The sequence below is a fragment of the Pseudoroseicyclus aestuarii genome (genome assembly GCF_003217255.1).
Lineage (GTDB): Bacteria > Pseudomonadota > Alphaproteobacteria > Rhodobacterales > Rhodobacteraceae > Pseudoroseicyclus > Pseudoroseicyclus aestuarii.
Window position 1 is genome coordinate 17725 of record NZ_QJTE01000005.1, and the last position, 17784, is coordinate 35508.

Consider the following 17784-nt stretch of genomic DNA (forward strand, 5'->3'; position numbering starts at 1 on the left):
AGCTGCACAGGTGACAGCCCCGGGCGGGCTTGCTAGGGACAGGCAAGCCTGCCGCAACAAGAACGAGACCCCCCTTGGACATCGAGACCACCGACCTGCCCGGCGTGCTGATCCTGACCCCGCGCCGCTTCGGCGATGCGCGCGGGTTCTTCTCGGAAAGCTGGAGCCGGCGCGCCCTGGCCGATCAGGGCATCGACATCGACTTCGTGCAGGACAACCACTCGCTCTCGGCGCGGGTCGGCACCGTGCGCGGGCTGCATTTCCAGGCGCCCCCCCATGCCCAGCACAAGCTGGTGCGCTGCGGGCGCGGGCGGCTGCTGGACGTCGCCGTCGACATCCGCCGCGGCAGCCCGGCCTATGGCCGCTGGACTGCAGTGGAGCTGAGCGCCGAGACCGGCCGCCAGCTGCTGGTGCCCGCCGGCTTCGCCCATGGCTTCATCACCCGCGAGCCCGATACCGAGATCGTCTACAAGTGCTCGGACGGCTACGCGCCCGAGACCGAGGGCGCGGTGCTCTGGAACGACCCCGCGCTCGGCATCGACTGGGGCGCCGAGGCCGAGCCGGTGCTCTCGGACAAGGACGCCGCCGCGCGCCCGCTGGCCGATCTCGATACACCCTTCGACTACGTGCCGCTGCCCTGGGAGGACAGGTCATGACCCTTCTCGTCACCGGCGGCGCCGGCTTCATCGGCTCGGCCGTGGTGCGGCTGGCAATCCAGCGCGGCCAGCGCGTCGTCAATCTCGACGCGATGACCTATGCCGCCTGCGAGGCCAACCTCGATCCCGTGGCCGACAGCCCGCTCTATGCCTTCGAGAAGGCCGATATCCGCGACCGCGCCGCGCTGGATGCTGTCTTCGACAAGCATCGCCCCGAGGCGGTGATGCACCTGGCCGCCGAAAGCCATGTCGACCGCTCGATCGACGGGCCGAAGGATTTCATCGAGACCAACGTCACCGGCACCTTCACCCTGCTTGAGGCGGCGCGGGCCTACTGGACCGGCGCGGGCCGGCCCGAGGGCTTCCGCTTCCACCACGTCTCGACCGACGAGGTCTTCGGCTCCCTCCCCGCCGATCCCTCGGTGAAGTTCACCGAAGAGACGCCCTACGATCCGCGCAGCCCCTATTCCGCCTCCAAGGCGGCTTCCGATCACCTGGTGCGCGCCTGGGGCGAGACCTACGGCCTGCCGGTCCTGCTGACGAACTGCTCGAACAACTACGGGCCCTACCATTTCCCCGAGAAGCTGATCCCGGTGATCATCCTCAAGGCGCTGGCCGGCGAGGCGCTGCCGATCTACGGCGACGGCTCCAACGTGCGCGACTGGCTCTATGTCGAGGATCACGCCGATGCCCTGCTGACGGTGCTGGAGAAGGGCGCGGTGGGCCGCAGCTACAACATCGGCGGCGAGAACGAGCGCTCCAACCTCGAGCTGGTGCGGATGCTCTGCGCCATCCTCGACGAGATGCGCCCGAAGGCGGCCGGCTCCTACGCCGACCAGATCGCCTTCGTCACTGACCGCCCGGGCCATGACGCGCGCTACGCGATCGATCCCACCCGCATCCGCGAGGAGCTGGGCTGGCGGCCCTCCGTCACCGTCGAGGAGGGGCTGCGCCGCACCGTCGCCTGGTACCTCGAGAACGAGGCCTGGTGGCGCGCGCTGCAGAACCGGACGGGCGTCGGCCGCCGCCTCGGGGCGGCCTGATGGCCGGCTCGCGCATCCTCGTCTTCGGCCGCAGCGGCCAGGTTGCGACCGAGCTGGCCCGCCGGGCCGAAGCCGCGGGTCTCGTGCTCGATCAGCTGGACCGCGGCGCCGCGGATCTCTCCGATCCCGAGGCCTGCGCCCGCATTGTCGCCGAGACCCGCGCCGATGCGGTGATCAATGCCGCCGCCTGGACCGCCGTCGACCGCGCCGAGGAGGAAGAAGAGGCCGCCCGCCGCGTCAATGCCGAGGCGCCCGCCGCCATGGCCCGCGCCGCCGCCGCGCGCGGCCTGCCGTTCCTGCATGTCTCGACCGACTACGTCTTCGACGGCTCGGGCGACCGGCCTTGGCGGCCCGAGGATGCGGTGGCGCCGCTGGGCGCCTATGGCCGCACCAAGCTGGCCGGCGAAGAGGGGGTGCGCGCCGCCGGCGGGCCGCATGCGATCCTGCGCACGGCCTGGGTCTTTTCCGCCCATGGCGGGAACTTCGTGAAGACCATGCTACGCCTGTCGGAAACCCGCGACGCGCTGCGCGTGGTGGAAGACCAGGTCGGCAATCCCACCCCCGCCGCCGGCATCGCCGATGCGCTGCTGTGCATGGCCCGCGCCATGGCCGAGGGGCAGGGGGGCGGCACCTACCACTACGGCGGAACGCCAGCGGTCAGCTGGTGCGATTTCGCGCGCGAGATCTTCGCCCGCGCGGGCCGCGCCGTCACGGTGGAGGGCATCGCCACCGCCGAGTATCCCACCCCGGCCGCGCGGCCGCTGAACTCCCGCCTCGATGGCAGCACCCTGACGCGCGATTTCGGCATCACGCCCCCGGACTGGCGCGAGGCGCTGGACGCGGTGCTGACGGAACTGAAAGCAAGAGCATGACACAGACGAGCGAAACCGCCCCGCGCAAGGGCATCATCCTGGCCGGCGGATCGGGCACCCGGCTTTATCCGATCACCCTGGGCGTATCCAAGCAGCTGCTGCCGGTCTACGACAAGCCGATGATCTACTACCCGATCAGCGTGCTGATGCTGGCCGGCATCCGCGAGATCGCGGTGATCACCACCCCCGAGGACCAGGACCAGTTCCAGCGCACGCTGGGCGACGGCAGCCAGTGGGGTGTCAGCTTCACCTATATCGTGCAGCCCAAACCCGAGGGGCTGGCCCAGGCCTATATCCTGGCCGAGGAGTTCCTCGCCGGCAGTGCCTCGGCCATGGTGCTGGGCGACAACATCTTCTTCGGCCACGGCCTGCCGGAGCTGCTGGCCCAGGCCGATGGCGCCGCCGCGGGCGGGACGGTCTTCGGCTACCGCGTCGCCGATCCCGAGCGCTACGGCGTGGTCGATTTCGACGAGAGCGGCAAGGTCCGCTCGATCGTCGAGAAGCCCGAGATCCCGCCCTCCTCCTATGCCGTGACCGGGCTCTACTTCCTCGATGGCACGGCCCCCGAGCGGGCGCGGCAGGTCACCCCCTCCGCGCGCGGCGAGCTCGAGATCACCACCCTGCTCGAGATGTACCTCGCCGAGGGCAGCCTGACGGTGATGCAGATGGGCCGCGGCTACGCCTGGCTCGACACCGGCACCCATGGCTCGCTGCTCGATGCGGGCAACTTCGTGCGCACGCTGGAAAAGCGGCAGGGCCTGCAGACCGGCAGCCCGGACGAGATCGCCTGGCGCCAGGGCTGGATCGACCGCGCGGCGCTGGAAGAACGCGGCGCGCAGTTCAAGAAGAACGACTACGGCCGCTACCTGCAGGGGCTGGCCCAGGACTGACCGTCCCGGTCCCGGCACGAAGGCCGCATGACCGCATGAGTTTCGGCGAGGCACCGACCGATCATCCCGTGGACGACGCCTGGTTCGCCCATGCCGTTGCCGCGGCCCGGACCCATGACCGGCTGTCCATGGGCCGGGACCTGGGCCTGGGCCTGGGCTTCCCGGATGCCGAGGGCCCGAATACCGCGGGCCTCTCGGTCCGGTCGGACGGCACCCTCCTCAAGACCCTCTCCCGGCCCGTCGGCATGCCCAACCGGGCGCGGAACTGGCTGAACGAGGCCCTGTTCTACGCCCAGATCCGCAAGCATCTTCCCGAAACGGATGTCACGATCCCCGCCCTGCGCGGGCTGCGCGTCATCTCCAGAACGCAGGTCCAGCTGCACCTGCAGTACGTGACGGGCGCCGTGCCCTTCTTCGGCCTGCAGGACAGGCTGCGGCGGGGGATCGACAAGGGGCCGCGCCTGCAGGCGCTTTACGAGACCGGGCGCGGGGCGGTCTGCCATGGCGATGCCCATGGCCAGAATGTCCTCGCGCAGGGCGACAGGACATTCCTGCTGATCGACTGGGCGACGGTGCGCTACGGGACGATCGGCGACGACCTGCCGTTGCTGATCTACCCCTGGCTTCTGCGCACGCTCGGGCCGGGATCGGCCGAGGCGCTCGCCGCGCTCGAGGAGCGCTGCCTCGAAGCCTACCAGGAGGGCATCGCCTCTCGCTTGCCCGGACAGGATCGCGGCACCGTCCGGCGCGCCTACCGGATCAAGGCGGTGGGCCATGCCTTCCGGACCTCGCGCACCTTGGGCGACTGGCTGCGAGCCTCCGAGACCCCCGGGCAATACCGGCAGCGCGCGGATATCCTGCGCGCCTATTACACCGTCATGGGCCTCCATGCCGCCGCGCTGACCCGCAGCGCCGCGCGGCGGCTGATCGCGGCGCTGCGCCCGGCAGGCGCGCGCCTCGGGGGGATGATCGGGCGAGGCTGACCCGAAGTCCCCTCGTCCCGGCGGCGTCGACGAAATCTCCACCCCTTCGCGCTAGCCTTGCCGCTTGCCGAGGGTGGGACATGCAGTCGTTCGTCTGGAGAGCCTTTCTGCCGGGGCGGGCCGATTTCGGCCTGACCCTGACCGAAGCGCTGGCCGAAGTGCCGGGCAGCGCGACGATCCTCGCCGGCGCGATGGCGAGCGGGCGGCTCGGGCGGCTCGATCTGACAGCAGGCGGCGCTGCCCGCTATGCCGATCTCGGCGTGCAATGGGCCGAGGGGCGGCCGCCGGTGCTGCAGGAGGCGGCGGTGCTGCCGCTGGCGGGCGGCGCCAGCCTGGTGCTGGGCGCCGGCCGCGCCGGCGAGGCGGCGCAGCTGCGCTGGCTGGACGCCAAGGGCGCGGGCACCGGCCGGGCGATGCTGCGCGGCACGGACGAGGCGCTTTTGCGCCTGTCGGAGATCGCGCCGCTGCGGCTGGAGGGGCGCGACCACATCCTGACCAGCGACAGCTATCGCGAGGGGCTGCAGCTTTACCGGCTGGAGGGGGCGGGCGGCGCCTTGCGCGCCCGGCCCCTCGCCGCGCTCGAGGATCATCCCAAGATCCGATTGGACGGGGTCAGCGACATCGCCGTGCTGGAGCTGACCGGCGGGCGCTACGCGGTGACCGCCTCGAGCACCGAAAGCGGGCTCTCGAGCCACCGGGTGACGCCGCAGGGACTGGTCTTCTGCGACACCATCGGCCCCAAGGACGGGCTCTGGATCTCGGGGCTCGAGCAGATCGAGGTCTTCGCCCGCGGCGCGCAGGGCTTTGTCGTGGCGGCCTCGGCGGGCAGCGGCACGCTCTCGGTGTTGCGCGTGAACCCCAGGGGCGTCTTCTTCGTCGAAGATGTGCTGATGGACGACCGCACGACCCGCTTCGGCGGCGCCTCGGCGCTGGACGGGTTTTCCGCGCAGGGACGCGACTTCGTCGTCGCGGGCGGCACCGACGGCGGCATCGCCCTGCTGGAGCTGCTGCCCGGGGGCGACCTGCATCACCACCACAGCCTGGCGCAGGACCTGCGCTGGGACATCGGCCCGGTGCTGGCGCTGGAGGCGGCGCGGGCGGGCGACGAGGTGCAGGTCCTGGTCTCGGGCGCGCGCAAGGCCGGGCTGGCGCAGGTGGCGCTGCCGCTGGCGGGCCTCGGGCCGGCGCGCAAGGGCGGGCCGGGCGACGACAAGCTGACCGGCACTTCCCGCGACGACATGCTGGCCGGGGGGCCGGAGAGCGACCAGCTCTCCGGCGGGCCGGGCGAGGACCTGCTGCTGGCCGGCACCGGGCGCGACCGGCTGACGGGGGGCGCCGGGGCGGATGTCTTCGTCTTCGAGGCCGATGGCCAACGTGACCGGGTGTTCGATTTCCAGCCCGGTCTCGACCGGCTGGACCTGAGCGGCTGGGGCCGCGTCTACGACCCCCGAAGCCTGCGGATCGAGGAGCGCCCGGACGGCGCGCTGATCCAGTGGACCACGGAATCGCTGCGCGTCTTCAGCGCCGATGGCGCGCCGCTGCCGGTGGCCAGCTGGGAGGCGGAGGACTTCCTGTTTCTCTAGACAGGCCTCACAGCCGCCCCAGCAGCACCGTCAGCAGAAGCGACAGCCGCCCCTCGAGGCCCTGGCGATAGACGCCGGTGCGGCGCAGCATGGCCAGCCGCCGCGGCAGGCTGCCCTGCCGCCCCTCGCGCAGCGCCTCGAGCAGGGCGCGGTTCTCCGGCGTCAGCCGCGGCGCCGAGGCGGAAAGCGCGCGGATATTGACCGTGTTCCAGTCGCTGAAGCCGCCAGAGAGCATGTGCCGCAGCCGCCGGACCTTGGCCCGAGGGCCGCGGTTGGCGCCGATCACGTTCTCGCCGTGCTGGCGATAGAGCAGCAGCGGCGCCCGGTCGAAGAGCACCTCGCCGCCGGCGCCGGTGACGATCTGGTAGATCCACCAGTCGTGCACCACCACCTCGCGCGCCTCGGCCGCCGCCTCGGCGACCAGCTGCCAGGCGGCGCGGTTCAGCGTCATCGTGTTGCCGCCGGCGATGTTCTGCACCAGCGCGTGGCGAAAGCCGGGCGGCCGCCTCTGGTCGCGCGACAGCCGGCGGCGCGAGAGGCTGTCGTTGCATTCCCAGCTGCGCCCGCAATGCAGCACCGGATGCGCCGCACCCAGCCGCGCCTCGGCCGCCTCCAGCGCCGCGGCCGCGCGCGAGAGCCGGTCCGGCAGCCAGACGTCGTCCTGATCCGACAGCGCTACCAGATCGACATCCTCGGGCACCTGCCGCAGCAGCGACAGGAAGTTCTGCGCGGCGCCCCGGCAGGGCCCGGCCAGCAGCCTGACGCCGAGCGCCGGATGCGCCGCGCCGAAATCCTCGACCAGCGCCTTGGTGGCATCGACCGAGCCGTCGTCGCTGACCAGGATCCGCGCCGGCGCCAGCGCCTGCGCGGCAAAGCTGTCGAGCTGCGCCTGCAGCCGGGACGCGCCGTTGTAGGTGGCCATCAGCACGGCGACGCGAGGGGTGCCCTGGGGGGCGGGGGAGGGGGCCTTGCCGAGGTCCTCTGGCGGGGGCGGCGCTGAAGCGGAAGGACTGCTGTCGGTCATGGCGCCGGCATAATCCCTAATTGCGCGGGCAGCCATTGACGATTGCACCGCGCCCGGATCCGGGCGCGGTGCTCTTGCAAGCCCGCCCGGGGTCCTAGGCCAGAGAGAAGACCTCGACAGTGCCGGTGCCGGTCTCGGGGGCGGGCAGGCGCAGCACGATCTCGTCGATCCCCTCCGCATCGCCGAAGGTGAAGAGGGTGATCTCCTCGGGGCCGTACTCGCCCGGATCCTCCGGGCGGTAAATCAGCGCCAGCTCGTCCAGCGTGTCATTGCCGTCCACGTCCCGGTCGACCACCCGGCGCAGGCGGAAGTTGTCGATGGTCACGTCCTCTTCGGCACGGAACACCAGCGTATCGCCCTCATCCGCGTCGTAATCGGTGATATGGACCGTCTGACGGTTCTCGCCGTCGTGGAAGAAGCGGTCGGCGCCGGTGCCGCCGGTCACGACGTCGTCGTTGTTATCATAGCGGTCGTAGCCTCCCCCGGCGTTGATGAAATCGTCGCCCGCGCCGCCGAAGAGCGTGTCCGCGTAGGAGCCGCCGGTGATCACGTCGTCGCCCTCGCCGCCGAAGATGATATCGCGACCATCATCCCCTTCGAGCACGTCGTTGCCGCCCTGTCCGGCGATGATGTCGTCGCCGTCGCCGCCCCAGACGGTGTCGTCGCCGGCCATCCCCTCGAGCGTGTCGGCGCCGCTACCGCCGGCCGCGCGCCTCTCGTTGATGAAATCATCGCCGTCCCAGCCCAGGAGATGGTCGCCACCCTGCCCGCCGTAGAGTACGTCGTCCCCCTCGTTGCCCCAGAGGGTATCGGCCCCCTCGCCGCCGACGAGGGTATCGTTGCCGAAGCCGCCGGTCAGGCTGTCATCGCCGTAGCTGCCGATCAGCAGGTCGTTCCCGTTGCCCCCCGAGAGGGTATCGGCACCGTAATCGCCGCCCAGGCTGTCGTCGCCGTTGCCGCCCGAGAGGTCGTCGTTGAAAGGCGTGCCCCAGTTCCGGTCGGTCCCCTCGGTGCCCGTGACCGGCGCCTGGTCGAGATCGCTTTGCTGGACCTCGCCGTCGATGATGCGCAGCTGCAGCACCCCCTCGACGCCGGTATTGCCGGTCAGGCCGGAGAGATCCTCGCGCGCGACGAAGCGTTCGTCGAGAAGGGTCTGGCGGTTGTAGTACCCCGACGTGCCGAGGCCGACATCGAAGCCTTTGCGGTATTCCGGCGGCACGTCCATCTCGCCGAAGCGCCAGATCACCTCGGCATCGCCGCCGCCCAGGTCGACCAGCTCGAGCTGGAAGGTGCTCAGCACCAGCTCTTCGCTAGTATAGCTGTAAAGCGGCACCGCGTTCCAGGTGACGGTGATCGAATCGCGCTCGGTCTGTTCGTCGAACCAGATCCCCGCCTTGGCCACGCCCTCGGGCAGCGTCCTGGTGTCGATAGGTGAATCGAAGGCATCGATGTAGGTGGTGTAGCGGTTCGCGCCCTGGAAATAGATCGTGCCGCTGGTATCGACGATGATCGCCTCGCTGGTGGTCTCACCGAGCCTCAGCCCCTCCTCGAAGATGCCGGTGATGTCGTAAGGCCCCCAGTCGGTGTGGGAGGCTCCCTGCGGGATCTTCGTGCCGCCGAAGGGCAGCAGGGCATTGCTCTCGACGTCGGTGAGCGGCATGGGGGATCTCCTCGCGAAACGGGTGCGCCTCTTGAGGCCAGTCTTGGATGACCGGGGCATAGATGCAACCCAGAAGGGCAGAACGGGCGCGTTAACCCCGTCTCAGGCCCGGGCGGGGCAGAATGCCGGCCGGGGCTGAACGGGACGCGCGATGGCCATCGGCGGAGACGGAAGGGTCCAGCGCGGCCTGGGCGGGCCGGCGGGGCTGGGCGAGATCGCGGTGCCGCGCGGCGACGACACCGCGCTGCGGCTGGATCTCTCGCCCGTCTTCGAGAATGGCATCGCCTTCTTCGGGTCGCGCCATGCCGCCGATGCCGCCTGGGTGAACACCAACGGCACGCTCAGCCTGGGGCGGGCACTGCCGGATTACCCCACCGCGCCGCCGCAGGCCTCGCCGGGTCTCGACCTGATCGCCCCCTTCTGGGGCGACGTCGACACGCGGCTCGACGGGGAGGGGGCGGAAAGCGGCAGCATCTTCGTCGATATCGACGCCGCGCGCGACGTGGTCAGCGTCACCTGGCACAACGTCGGCGTCTACCGGCGCGACGCCACCCGCAGCAATCTGGTGCAGCTGCAGCTCTTCGACCGCGGCGGCGGCGATCTCGACATCGTCTTCCGCTACGAACGCATCGGCTGGACCCAAGGCACCGCAGAGGACGACGCCGGCGCGCGCGCCGGGCTGGCCGGGGCGCGGCTTTACGTGCCGCAGTGGCTGGCCAGCGATCCGGGGGCGCTGGCGGCGCTGCCGAAGACCGCCGGCAATACCGGGCAGGCGGGGCTCTGGGTCTACGAGATGCGCGGCGGGCTGGTCGAGGGGATCAGCCTGACGGAGGGGCTGCGCCTGACCGGCGGCGCGGGGCCAGATCTGCTCGAGGGCACCCCCGGCGACGACAGGCTCTCGGGCGGGGGCGGCGCCGATACGCTCGATGGCCGCGCGGGGGACGACAGCCTCTCGGGCGGGGCGGGGGCGGACCTGCTGGCCGGCGGCGCCGGAGAGGACATCCTCGCGGGGAACGAGGGGGACGACAGGCTCTATGGCGGCAGCGAGGACGACCGCCTGTTCGGCGGCGCGGGGGACGACCTGATCGAAGGCAATGACGGCGCCGATATCCTGACCGGCGATGCCGGCGACGATAGCCTCTCGGGCGGGGCGGGGGACGATACGCTCTGGGGCGGGCCGGGGGCGGACCGTCTCGACGGCGGGGCAGGACGGGACCTGCTGCGGGCCGGCGACGGCCGCGACATCCTGATCGGAGGGGCTGGCGACGACCGGCTCAAGGGCGGTGCCTCGGCGGCGGACCTGCGCGACACGCTCTATGGCGGGGCAGGGGACGACCTGCTGGACGGCGGCCACGGCAACGATGTGCTGCATGGCGGGACCGGCGCCGACGCACTGACGGGCGGCTTCGGCTCGGACACGCTGATCGGCAACGAGGGCGCCGATATCCTCTCGGGTGGCGCGCTGAGCGACCTGCTCTACGGCAACGACGGCTTCGACTTCTTCAACGGCGGCTTCGGCTTCGACCGGATGAACGGCGGCGCGGGGCCCGACCGCTTCTTCCATCTCGGGGTGGCCGATCACGGCAGCGACTGGATCCAGGATTACTCGGGCGCCGAGGGCGACCGGCTGGTCTGGGGCGGTGGCCAGGCCGGGCCGGCGCGGTTCCAGGTGAACTACGCCGATACCCCCCGCGCCGGCGCCCCCGGCGTCTCGGAGGCCTTCGTCATCGACAGGGCCACGGGGCAGATCCTCTGGGCGCTGGTCGACGGCGCGCAGGAAGTGATCCGGGTGCAGGTGGGAGCCGACGTCTTCGTCATCGCCTGAGGCGTTTCTTCTTTCGGTTGACGATACGGCTAAAAACTAGCCTTCTCTTGAAGCAGCAGCTTCAACGACGGATTTTGTACATGCGCCTTGTTTCCCAGTCCTCTGTTCTCGACCTCTCTGGCGATGACCTTTTTCCGCCTAATACATTTTGGGACACCTTGCCACAAAATCAGGATTATCTGGTACAGGAATTGCCGGTAGGTCAAGACGTAATGGCATGGCTGCACGCGCCGGAGTCATTCTCATTAGACGTAGATACCTACCAACTAAATCTTGATGCGGCAGACACATATCGGATTGTCATCGACACGGATGACACGGACCACTTTAGCGGCTATATTGGAATTACGCTGTGGACCAATGAAGGTCGTTACAGGGATTTGCTGCTCAACACGGGTGGTCTAGACGAAGACAAACGTGCCGTTTCAGAAAATTTTACGGCTGAAACGAACGGCGGTCATATCCTTTTCACAAAAATTCGCGACAGCGCCTATGATGGCGGCGCGGTCCCTTACCAGATCAAGGTTGAGCGGGTTGAAGACAGAACTCCCTGGTCGCTCGACTTGAAGGCCACCCCTACCGGTGCGGAGGCAATCCTGCGAGCAGGAGACGCGGTCGTGCAAGCCGGAACAAATATTTCAGTCACCCTAGAATTCGACACCAAGAACCTCAGTTACGAGGAAATAGCGCTCCTGCACTCGGGCTCGCGCAGCACTAGCACAAGCATTATAAATGATACGCTCAGTCTCACCATCCGAATGGCATTAGCCGATGCCGTCAGTTTGGAAGATGTACTGTCGATTAAGTTCGCCAGCTCGGCCAAAGGCGCTCTTACTCTTGAATCAGCCAATATCAGGATTGACGGGACAAGCGTTCCCTTAAACGAGCCCGAGCCTCTGATCACTGGAAGCGATCTGTATATCGAAGGGGACGAGGCTGACAATATATTGACCGGCACCGTCGCCGATAACGAAATTATCGGCCTCGGCGGCGATGACAGGCTTTCGGGCGGCGACGGGGCCGATACGCTTTCGGGCGGGGAGGGCGACGATCTGCTCTACGGCGGCGCCTCGATGGCAGACCTGCGCGACGTGATCTATGGCGGCGCCGGGGATGACCGGATCGACGGCGGCTACGGCAACGACCTGCTCTACGGCGGAACCGGGGCCGACGAGATCGCGGGCGGCTTCGGCGCGGATACCGTGATCGGCAACGAGGGCGCGGACATTCTGACCGGCGGCGCGCTCGGCGACATTCTGGTGGGCGGCGACGGCTTCGATTTCCTGAACGGCGGCTTCGGGCACGACCGGATGAACGGCGGTGAGGGGCCGGATCGCTTCTTCCACCTCGGCGTCTTCGACCATGGCAGCGACTGGGTGCAGGATTATTCCAGCGCCGAGGGCGACCGGCTGGTCTGGGGCGGCGGAGAGGCCGGGGCGGCGCGGTTCCAGGTGAACTACGCAGACACCCCGAACGCGGGCGCCGCTGGCACGCAGGAGGCCTTCGTCATCGACAAGGCGACGGGGCAGATCCTCTGGGCGCTGGTCGATGGCGCCGACGAGGTGATCCGGGTGCAGGTGGGCGCGGACGTCTTCGAGATCGCCTGAGCCGGGGTTTGAACCGGGACCGGGGCGACGGATCGCCGGCGGTCCCGGCATGATCCCGTCCGAAGGCCACAATCCGGCCATCCTGCCGCCAAAGCCGCCGGTATCAATCGCTGCGACCCCTATGACGAGGCCGCGCGATGTCCACGATCCTGCCCACCGCCTGGGAACAGCTGACCCTCGAACTGATAAACCGCACCCGGGCCGATCCCGGCGGCGAGGCGGCGCGGCTGCTCTCCACGGACAATCAGGGGATCGCGCAGGCGCTGGCCTATTTCGACGTCGACGAGGCGCTCTTCACCCAACAGATGGAGGCCTTCGATCCTGCCGCGCCGCTGGCCTGGAACCCGAACCTGGCCCGCTCGGCCGAGACCCATACCGACCTGATGATCCAGTACGACCGGCAGTCCCACAACCTGCCCGGAGAGCCCTTGTTGGGGGCGCGGATCGCCGATGCCGGCTACCGCTACAGCAGCGCCGCCGAGAACATCTACGCCTATGTCGAGGATCCGCTGCAGGCGCATGGCGGCTTCGTCATCGACTGGGGCCAGGGGCCGGGCGGGATGCAGGATCCGGCCGGCCACCGGCTGACCATCATGAATGCCAAGTTCACCGAGATCGGCATCGCCATCGCCGAGGTGCCCGAGGCCGGGGCCGCGATCGGCCCCTATGCCACCACCCAGCACTTCGGCACCCGGGCGGATGACGCCCCGCAGCTTCTGGGCGTGGTGATCGCGGATGCCGATGGCGACGCCTTCTACGACATCGGCGAGGGGCTGGGCGGCATCACCGTGACCGCCACCGGCGCCTCGGGCACCTTCTCGACCACCAGCTGGGCCGCGGGCGGCTACCAGATGGCGCTGCCCTCGGGCCGCTACGAGGTCACCTTCACCGGCCCCGGCCTCGATGGGCAGGTGGTCCGCCAGGTCGAAATGAGCGGGGTGAACCTCGATCTCGACGTGCTGGCCCGGCAGGCACAGCCTGTGCCGGGCGCGCCCTCGGGCGGCAACGACCGGGTCATGGGCACCGAGGGGCCCGACATGCTGTCGCTGCTGGCCGGCAACGATCTGGCCCGCGGCTTCGGCGGCGACGACAGGCTGACCGGCGGACTCGGGGCCGATACGCTCGACGGCGGCGCGGGCAACGATATCCTGATCGGCGGGCCGGGCGAGGGCGACCTGCGCGACGTGATCTACGGCGGCGCCGGGAACGACCGGATCGACGGCGGCTACGGCAACGACCAGCTTCACGGCGGGGCGGGGGCCGACGACATCGCGGGCGGCTTCGGCGCAGACACGGTGATCGGCAACGAAGGCGCCGACGTCCTGACCGGCGGCGCCTTTGGCGACATGCTGGTGGGCGGCGACGGCTTCGATTTCCTCAACGGCGGCTTCGGCTCGGACAGGCTGAACGGCGGGGCGGGGCCGGACCGGTTCTTCCACCTCGGGGTGGCGGATCACGGCAGCGACTGGATCCAGGATTACGCGGGCGCCGAGGGCGACCGTCTGGTCTGGGGCGGCGGAGAGGCCGGGGCGGCGCGGTTCCAGGTGAACTATGCCGATACGCCAAACGCGGGGGCAGCCGGGACCCAGGAGGCCTTCGTCATCGACAAGGCGACCGGGCAGGTCCTCTGGGCGCTGGTCGACAGCGCGGACGAGACGATCCGGGTGCAGGTGGGCACAGACGTCTTCGAGATCGCCTGAGCCGGGGGCAGCTCGGCTCCGGGGCGGCCCGCGCCCGGAGCGGGAACCCGCCTTTCGTGGGCGAAAGCCCGCCGGCTTTGCGCGGCGCCCCATCCTGTCGTTCTTCCGCCATGCGGCCCGGTTAATCCTGCCGCCAGAGCGGATCGACAGAACCGGAGTGCGGCAGGATGAGCGCAGAGTTCAGGGTCAACCAGTACCAGGACAACTGGCAGCGAGAGCCCGACGTCATGGCCCTGGCCGACGGCGGCTTTCGCATCTTCTACGAAAGCTACGTCAACGATTACGGCGAGGGGCCCGCGGCCACGGTGATCGCCACGCGGCGCTACGACGCCGCCGGCCGGGCCGTGACCGAGGAGAGCCTGATCTCCGGAACCGACGGCACCAAGTCCGACGACGTGCGCGCCACGCGGCTGACCGACGGCGCCTATGCGGTGACCTGGGTCTTCGACGATTACGACGACATCCTCAGCACGCGCGACCGCGCCTTCGTGCAGGTCTTCGAGGCGGACGGCAGCGCCCGCAGCGCGGCGGTGCGTGTCGACAGCCTGCCCGCCAACAACGCCGTGCTGCCCGAGGTCGTCGCCACGCGGGGCGGCGGCTTCACCGTGGTCTTCGACCTCGACCGTTCCACAGGCAGCTTCGACGACATCTTCGCCCAGGACTTCGACGCCCAGGCGCGCAAGATCGGCGGCAACCGGCTGCTCAACACCGTCTCGAACCAGTTCGACGAGATCACCGCCCGCAGCGCCCAGCTGACGGGCGGCGGCACGGTGACGATCTGGAACAGCGAGGGCGCCATCACGGTGCCCGGCGGCGTGGGGCAGAACCAGATCCGCGCGACCATCACCGATGCCGGGGGCCGGGTGATCCGCGCCGATGTCGGGCTCTACGAGAACTACGGCTCGGTCGGCAGCGGCTCGGGCGCGGGCTACGACGTCGCGGCGCTGGCGGGCGGCGGCTTCGCCACCGTCAACATGAACTACGACCACGACCTCGGCCTCGATACGCCCGAGGCCTCCTATCACACGATGCTGCGCATCTTCGACGCCGCCGGGGGCGCGGCGCGCGCGCCAGTCACGGTGTTCGCCGGGGACGACCTGCCGCGGGAGGCGCGCCTCGCCCAGCTTGCGACCGGCGAGATCGTCGTAGTCTGGTCGCAGCAGGACGATGCCCCCGGTGTGATCGGCGACAGCATCTACGGGCGCGTCTTCACCGCCAGCGGCGCCGCGCTGACCGCGCGGTTCGAGATCTCGACCGACCGCTACAATTACGACGACCAGGCCGACCCCGAGATCGCCGCCCTGGCGGGGGGCGGCTTCGTCGTCACCTATACCTCCGACTCCGTCGATGCCGACGACGGCGGCGTCGCCGCCCGCCTCTTCGGACGCGGCACGGCGGGGGCCGACAGGCTATCGGTCGATGTCTCCGGCCAGATGGCCGGCCTCGGCGGCGACGACGTGCTGACCGGGGACGGACGCGCGAACCGGATCTCGGGCGGCGCGGGGCGCGACACGATCCGGGGCGGCGACGGCGCCGACAGCCTGGACGGCGGGACGGGCGACGACGTGATCTTCGGCGGCGCCTCGCGGGCGGACCTGCGCGACGTGATCACTGGCGGCGTAGGCGACGACCGGATCGACGGCGGCTATGGCAACGACCTGCTCTATGGCGGGGCGGGGGCCGACGAGATCGCCGGCGGCTTCGGCGCCGATACGGTGATCGGCAACGAAGGCGCCGACGTACTGACCGGCGGCGCCTTTGGCGACATGCTAGTGGGGGGCGACGGTTTCGATTTCCTCAACGGCGGCTTCGGCTCCGACCGGCTGGTCGGAGGCGCGGGGCCGGACCGGTTCTACCATCTCGGCGTGGCCGGCCATGGCAACGACTGGATCCAGGACTATTCGGGCGCCGAGGGCGACCGGCTGGTCTGGGGCGGCGGGCAGGCCGGGGCGGGGCGGTTCCAGGTGAACTATGCGGCGACGCCGGGCGCCGGGGCGGCCTGGACCCAGGAGGCCTTCGTCATCGACAAGGCGACGGGGCAGATCCTCTGGGCGCTGGTCGACGGCGCGGAGGAGACGATCCGGCTGCAGGTGGGGACAGACATATACGAGCTATGATAGCCTGAACCCTGCAGGACCTTGGAAAGCTGCCGTCATGGACATCCTCTCTTCCCCCTACGCGCCGACCGGCGCGCTTCTGACGCTGAACGGATCGGGCCGCGACAACGGGGCCGATCCGCTGGAACAGGGCCAACCGGCGCTGGCCGCGCTGGGGGGCGGCGGCTTCGTCGCGGCATGGACCTCCCAGGGCGGGGACGACAGCGGCACCGCGGTCATGGCGCGCCTGTTCGCGGCCGATGGTACGCCTTCGGGCGCGGACTTCCGGGTCAACAACTACACGGCCAGCGACCAGTCCCAGCCGGCGGTGACGGCTTTGCCCGGCGGCGGCTTCGCCGTGGTCTGGACCTCCCACCAGCAGGACGGCCAAGGCGACGGGATCTACATGCAGCGCTACGGCGCCGACGGGGCGCCCGCCGGAGGCGAGGTGCAGGTCAGCTCGGACGCGCCGCATGACCAGAACGCGCCGGACATCGTCGTCTCCCCGGATGGCGGAGTCTTCGTGGCCTGGTCTTCACTCGGCCAGGACGGCAGCGGCTGGGGGGTCTACGGCCGCCGCATCGAGGCGGACGGCACACAAGGGCCCGAGGTCCGCCTGAACCAGGCAACCGAAGGCGATCAGCGCGATGTCGATCTCGCGGCCATCGGAAACCGCTTCGTCGCGGCCTGGACCGGGGACGAGACGCGCATGGCCCCCGATTACCTACTCGAGGATTCGGTCACCTTCCGGGTCATGCAGCCGGGCGGGGCCAAGGGCAGCGCCGAGATCGGTACCGGCGCCTTCGCCTTCCCGCAGCGCGGCGTCGCCGATCTGGCCGTCGCCGTCTCTGCGACGGGCCTGCACCTCGCCTGGGTGCAGGAAAGCCTGCGCGGCAACGGGTACAGCGACTACAGCAGTTTCGCGCAGAGCTTCACGCTGGAGGGCACGGCCCTCTCCCCCGTCATCGGGGTCGCCGATGGCCGCGCGATCGCGCTCGTCGGAACCGAAAGCGGCGTGCTTACCGCTGCCAGCTATGTTTCGGACTACAGGGGCGGCAGTTCCGGCGAGATCCGCTTCGACCTGCATGGCGCGGCAGGGGCAGCCCAGGGCGGGACCATCGCTCTTTCGCCTGGCCGGGACGCGCCGACGACCGGCCCCGGTCTGCCCGAGACTCCGGCCGCGATGCAGCTCTCGGACGGCAGCGTGATCCTGGCCTGGGCCCAGTCGCTGCAGGGAAGCGGGTCCGTGGATCTTCCCTCACCCGGCCCCGGCGACATCATCGCAACGAGGCTGATACCGAACGCCCTGCCCGAGGGCTCTTTCATCCTCTCCGGAGAGGCGGAGCCGGGGGCCAAGCTGACGGCGGTTCCCGATCTCGTCGATCCGGACGGGCTCGGCGCCTTCTCCTACCAGTGGTTCCGCGGCGGCGATGCGATCGCGGAGGCCACAGGCACGACCTACAGTCTGACCGAGGCCGATCGCGGCGAGGCGATCACGGCGCGCATCACCTATACCGACGGCCATGGCGTCCAGGACGTGGTCGAGAGCGATCCCTTCGCGAGCTTCGGCTACGAGCTTCTCGGCACGCCGAACAGGGACACGCTTACGGGCTCCGAGGGCCGGGACAGTATCCAGGGGCTGGCCGGCGATGACCTGATCCGCGGCTTCGGCGGCAGTGACAGCATCAGCGGCGGGCTCGGGGCCGATACGCTCGACGGCGGCGCGGGCGACGACGTGCTGATCGGCGGGCCGGGCGAGGGCGACCTGCGCGACGTGATCTACGGCGGCGCCGGGAACGACCGGATCGACGGCGGCTACGGCAACGACCAGCTTCACGGCGGGAC

General features: G+C 70.0%; 13 protein-coding genes. 11 read left to right on the forward strand and 2 right to left on the reverse strand.

Translation table 11 applies throughout. The annotated features are described in order from the left end of the window. Positions 1–74 precede the first annotated feature (74 nt). From rfbC to DFP88_RS13685, 6 genes are all read left to right on the forward strand, one after another. Entirely contained in the window at positions 75–656 is a 582-nt protein-coding gene (gene rfbC / locus DFP88_RS13660) for a dTDP-4-dehydrorhamnose 3,5-epimerase (protein WP_110815273.1), read from the forward strand. Then, the gene (rfbB, locus tag DFP88_RS13665) at positions 653–1699 is read left to right on the forward strand and encodes a dTDP-glucose 4,6-dehydratase (protein WP_110815274.1); all 1047 of its coding nucleotides are present in this window, start codon (positions 653–655) and stop codon (positions 1697–1699) included. The genes rfbC and rfbB overlap by 4 nt, the downstream gene beginning before the upstream one ends. Beyond that, positions 1699–2571 (forward strand): dTDP-4-dehydrorhamnose reductase, encoded by an 873-nt coding sequence (rfbD, locus tag DFP88_RS13670; protein WP_110815275.1) that lies wholly within the window; start codon positions 1699–1701, stop codon positions 2569–2571. The genes rfbB and rfbD overlap by 1 nt, the downstream gene beginning before the upstream one ends. Then, entirely contained in the window at positions 2568–3461 is an 894-nt protein-coding gene (gene rfbA / locus DFP88_RS13675) for a glucose-1-phosphate thymidylyltransferase RfbA (RefSeq protein ID WP_110815276.1), read from the forward strand. Before rfbD ends, rfbA begins: the two co-directional genes overlap by 4 nt. A 35-nt stretch (positions 3462–3496) precedes the next feature. Next, complete coding sequence (locus DFP88_RS13680; protein WP_110815277.1) at positions 3497–4444, forward strand: phosphotransferase; 948 nt, start codon at positions 3497–3499, stop codon at positions 4442–4444. 80 nt (positions 4445–4524) lie between these two features. Next, a complete protein-coding gene (locus DFP88_RS13685; protein WP_110815278.1) occupies positions 4525–6027 on the forward strand; it encodes a calcium-binding protein in 1503 nt (500 codons plus the stop codon). 7 nt (positions 6028–6034) lie between these two features. On the opposite strand, the gene DFP88_RS13690 is transcribed toward DFP88_RS13685, so the two are convergent. Both DFP88_RS13690 and DFP88_RS13695 read right to left on the reverse strand, forming a co-directional pair. Next, positions 6035–7051, reverse strand: a complete 1017-nt coding sequence (locus DFP88_RS13690) for a glycosyltransferase (RefSeq protein WP_110815279.1) — start codon at positions 7049–7051, stop codon at positions 6035–6037. Positions 7052–7145: 94 nt separating this feature from the next. Further along, positions 7146–8711 (reverse strand): calcium-binding protein, encoded by a 1566-nt coding sequence (locus tag DFP88_RS13695; protein WP_181418647.1) that lies wholly within the window; start codon positions 8709–8711, stop codon positions 7146–7148. A 151-nt stretch (positions 8712–8862) separates the two neighbouring features. Between DFP88_RS13695 and DFP88_RS13700 the strand changes: the two genes are divergently transcribed. From DFP88_RS13700 to DFP88_RS17360, 5 genes are all read left to right on the forward strand, one after another. Beyond that, a complete protein-coding gene (locus tag DFP88_RS13700; RefSeq protein ID WP_110815281.1) occupies positions 8863–10536 on the forward strand; it encodes a calcium-binding protein in 1674 nt (557 codons plus the stop codon). Between the two features lie 80 nt (positions 10537–10616). After that, positions 10617–12143 carry a calcium-binding protein gene (locus DFP88_RS13705; protein WP_110815282.1) on the forward strand — a complete coding sequence of 509 codons (1527 nt, stop codon included), beginning with the start codon at positions 10617–10619 and terminating at the stop codon, positions 12141–12143. 137 nt (positions 12144–12280) lie between these two features. Continuing rightward, complete coding sequence (locus tag DFP88_RS13710; protein WP_110815283.1) at positions 12281–13843, forward strand: CAP domain-containing protein; 1563 nt, start codon at positions 12281–12283, stop codon at positions 13841–13843. Positions 13844–14010: 167 nt separating this feature from the next. Next, positions 14011–15960: a calcium-binding protein gene (locus tag DFP88_RS17240; protein WP_220032342.1), complete on the forward strand. Its 1950-nt coding sequence runs from the start codon at positions 14011–14013 to the stop codon at positions 15958–15960. A 37-nt stretch (positions 15961–15997) separates the two neighbouring features. Continuing rightward, positions 15998–17784: calcium-binding protein (locus DFP88_RS17360; protein WP_425450839.1), on the forward strand; the 1787-nt coding region annotated here is incomplete at its 3' end.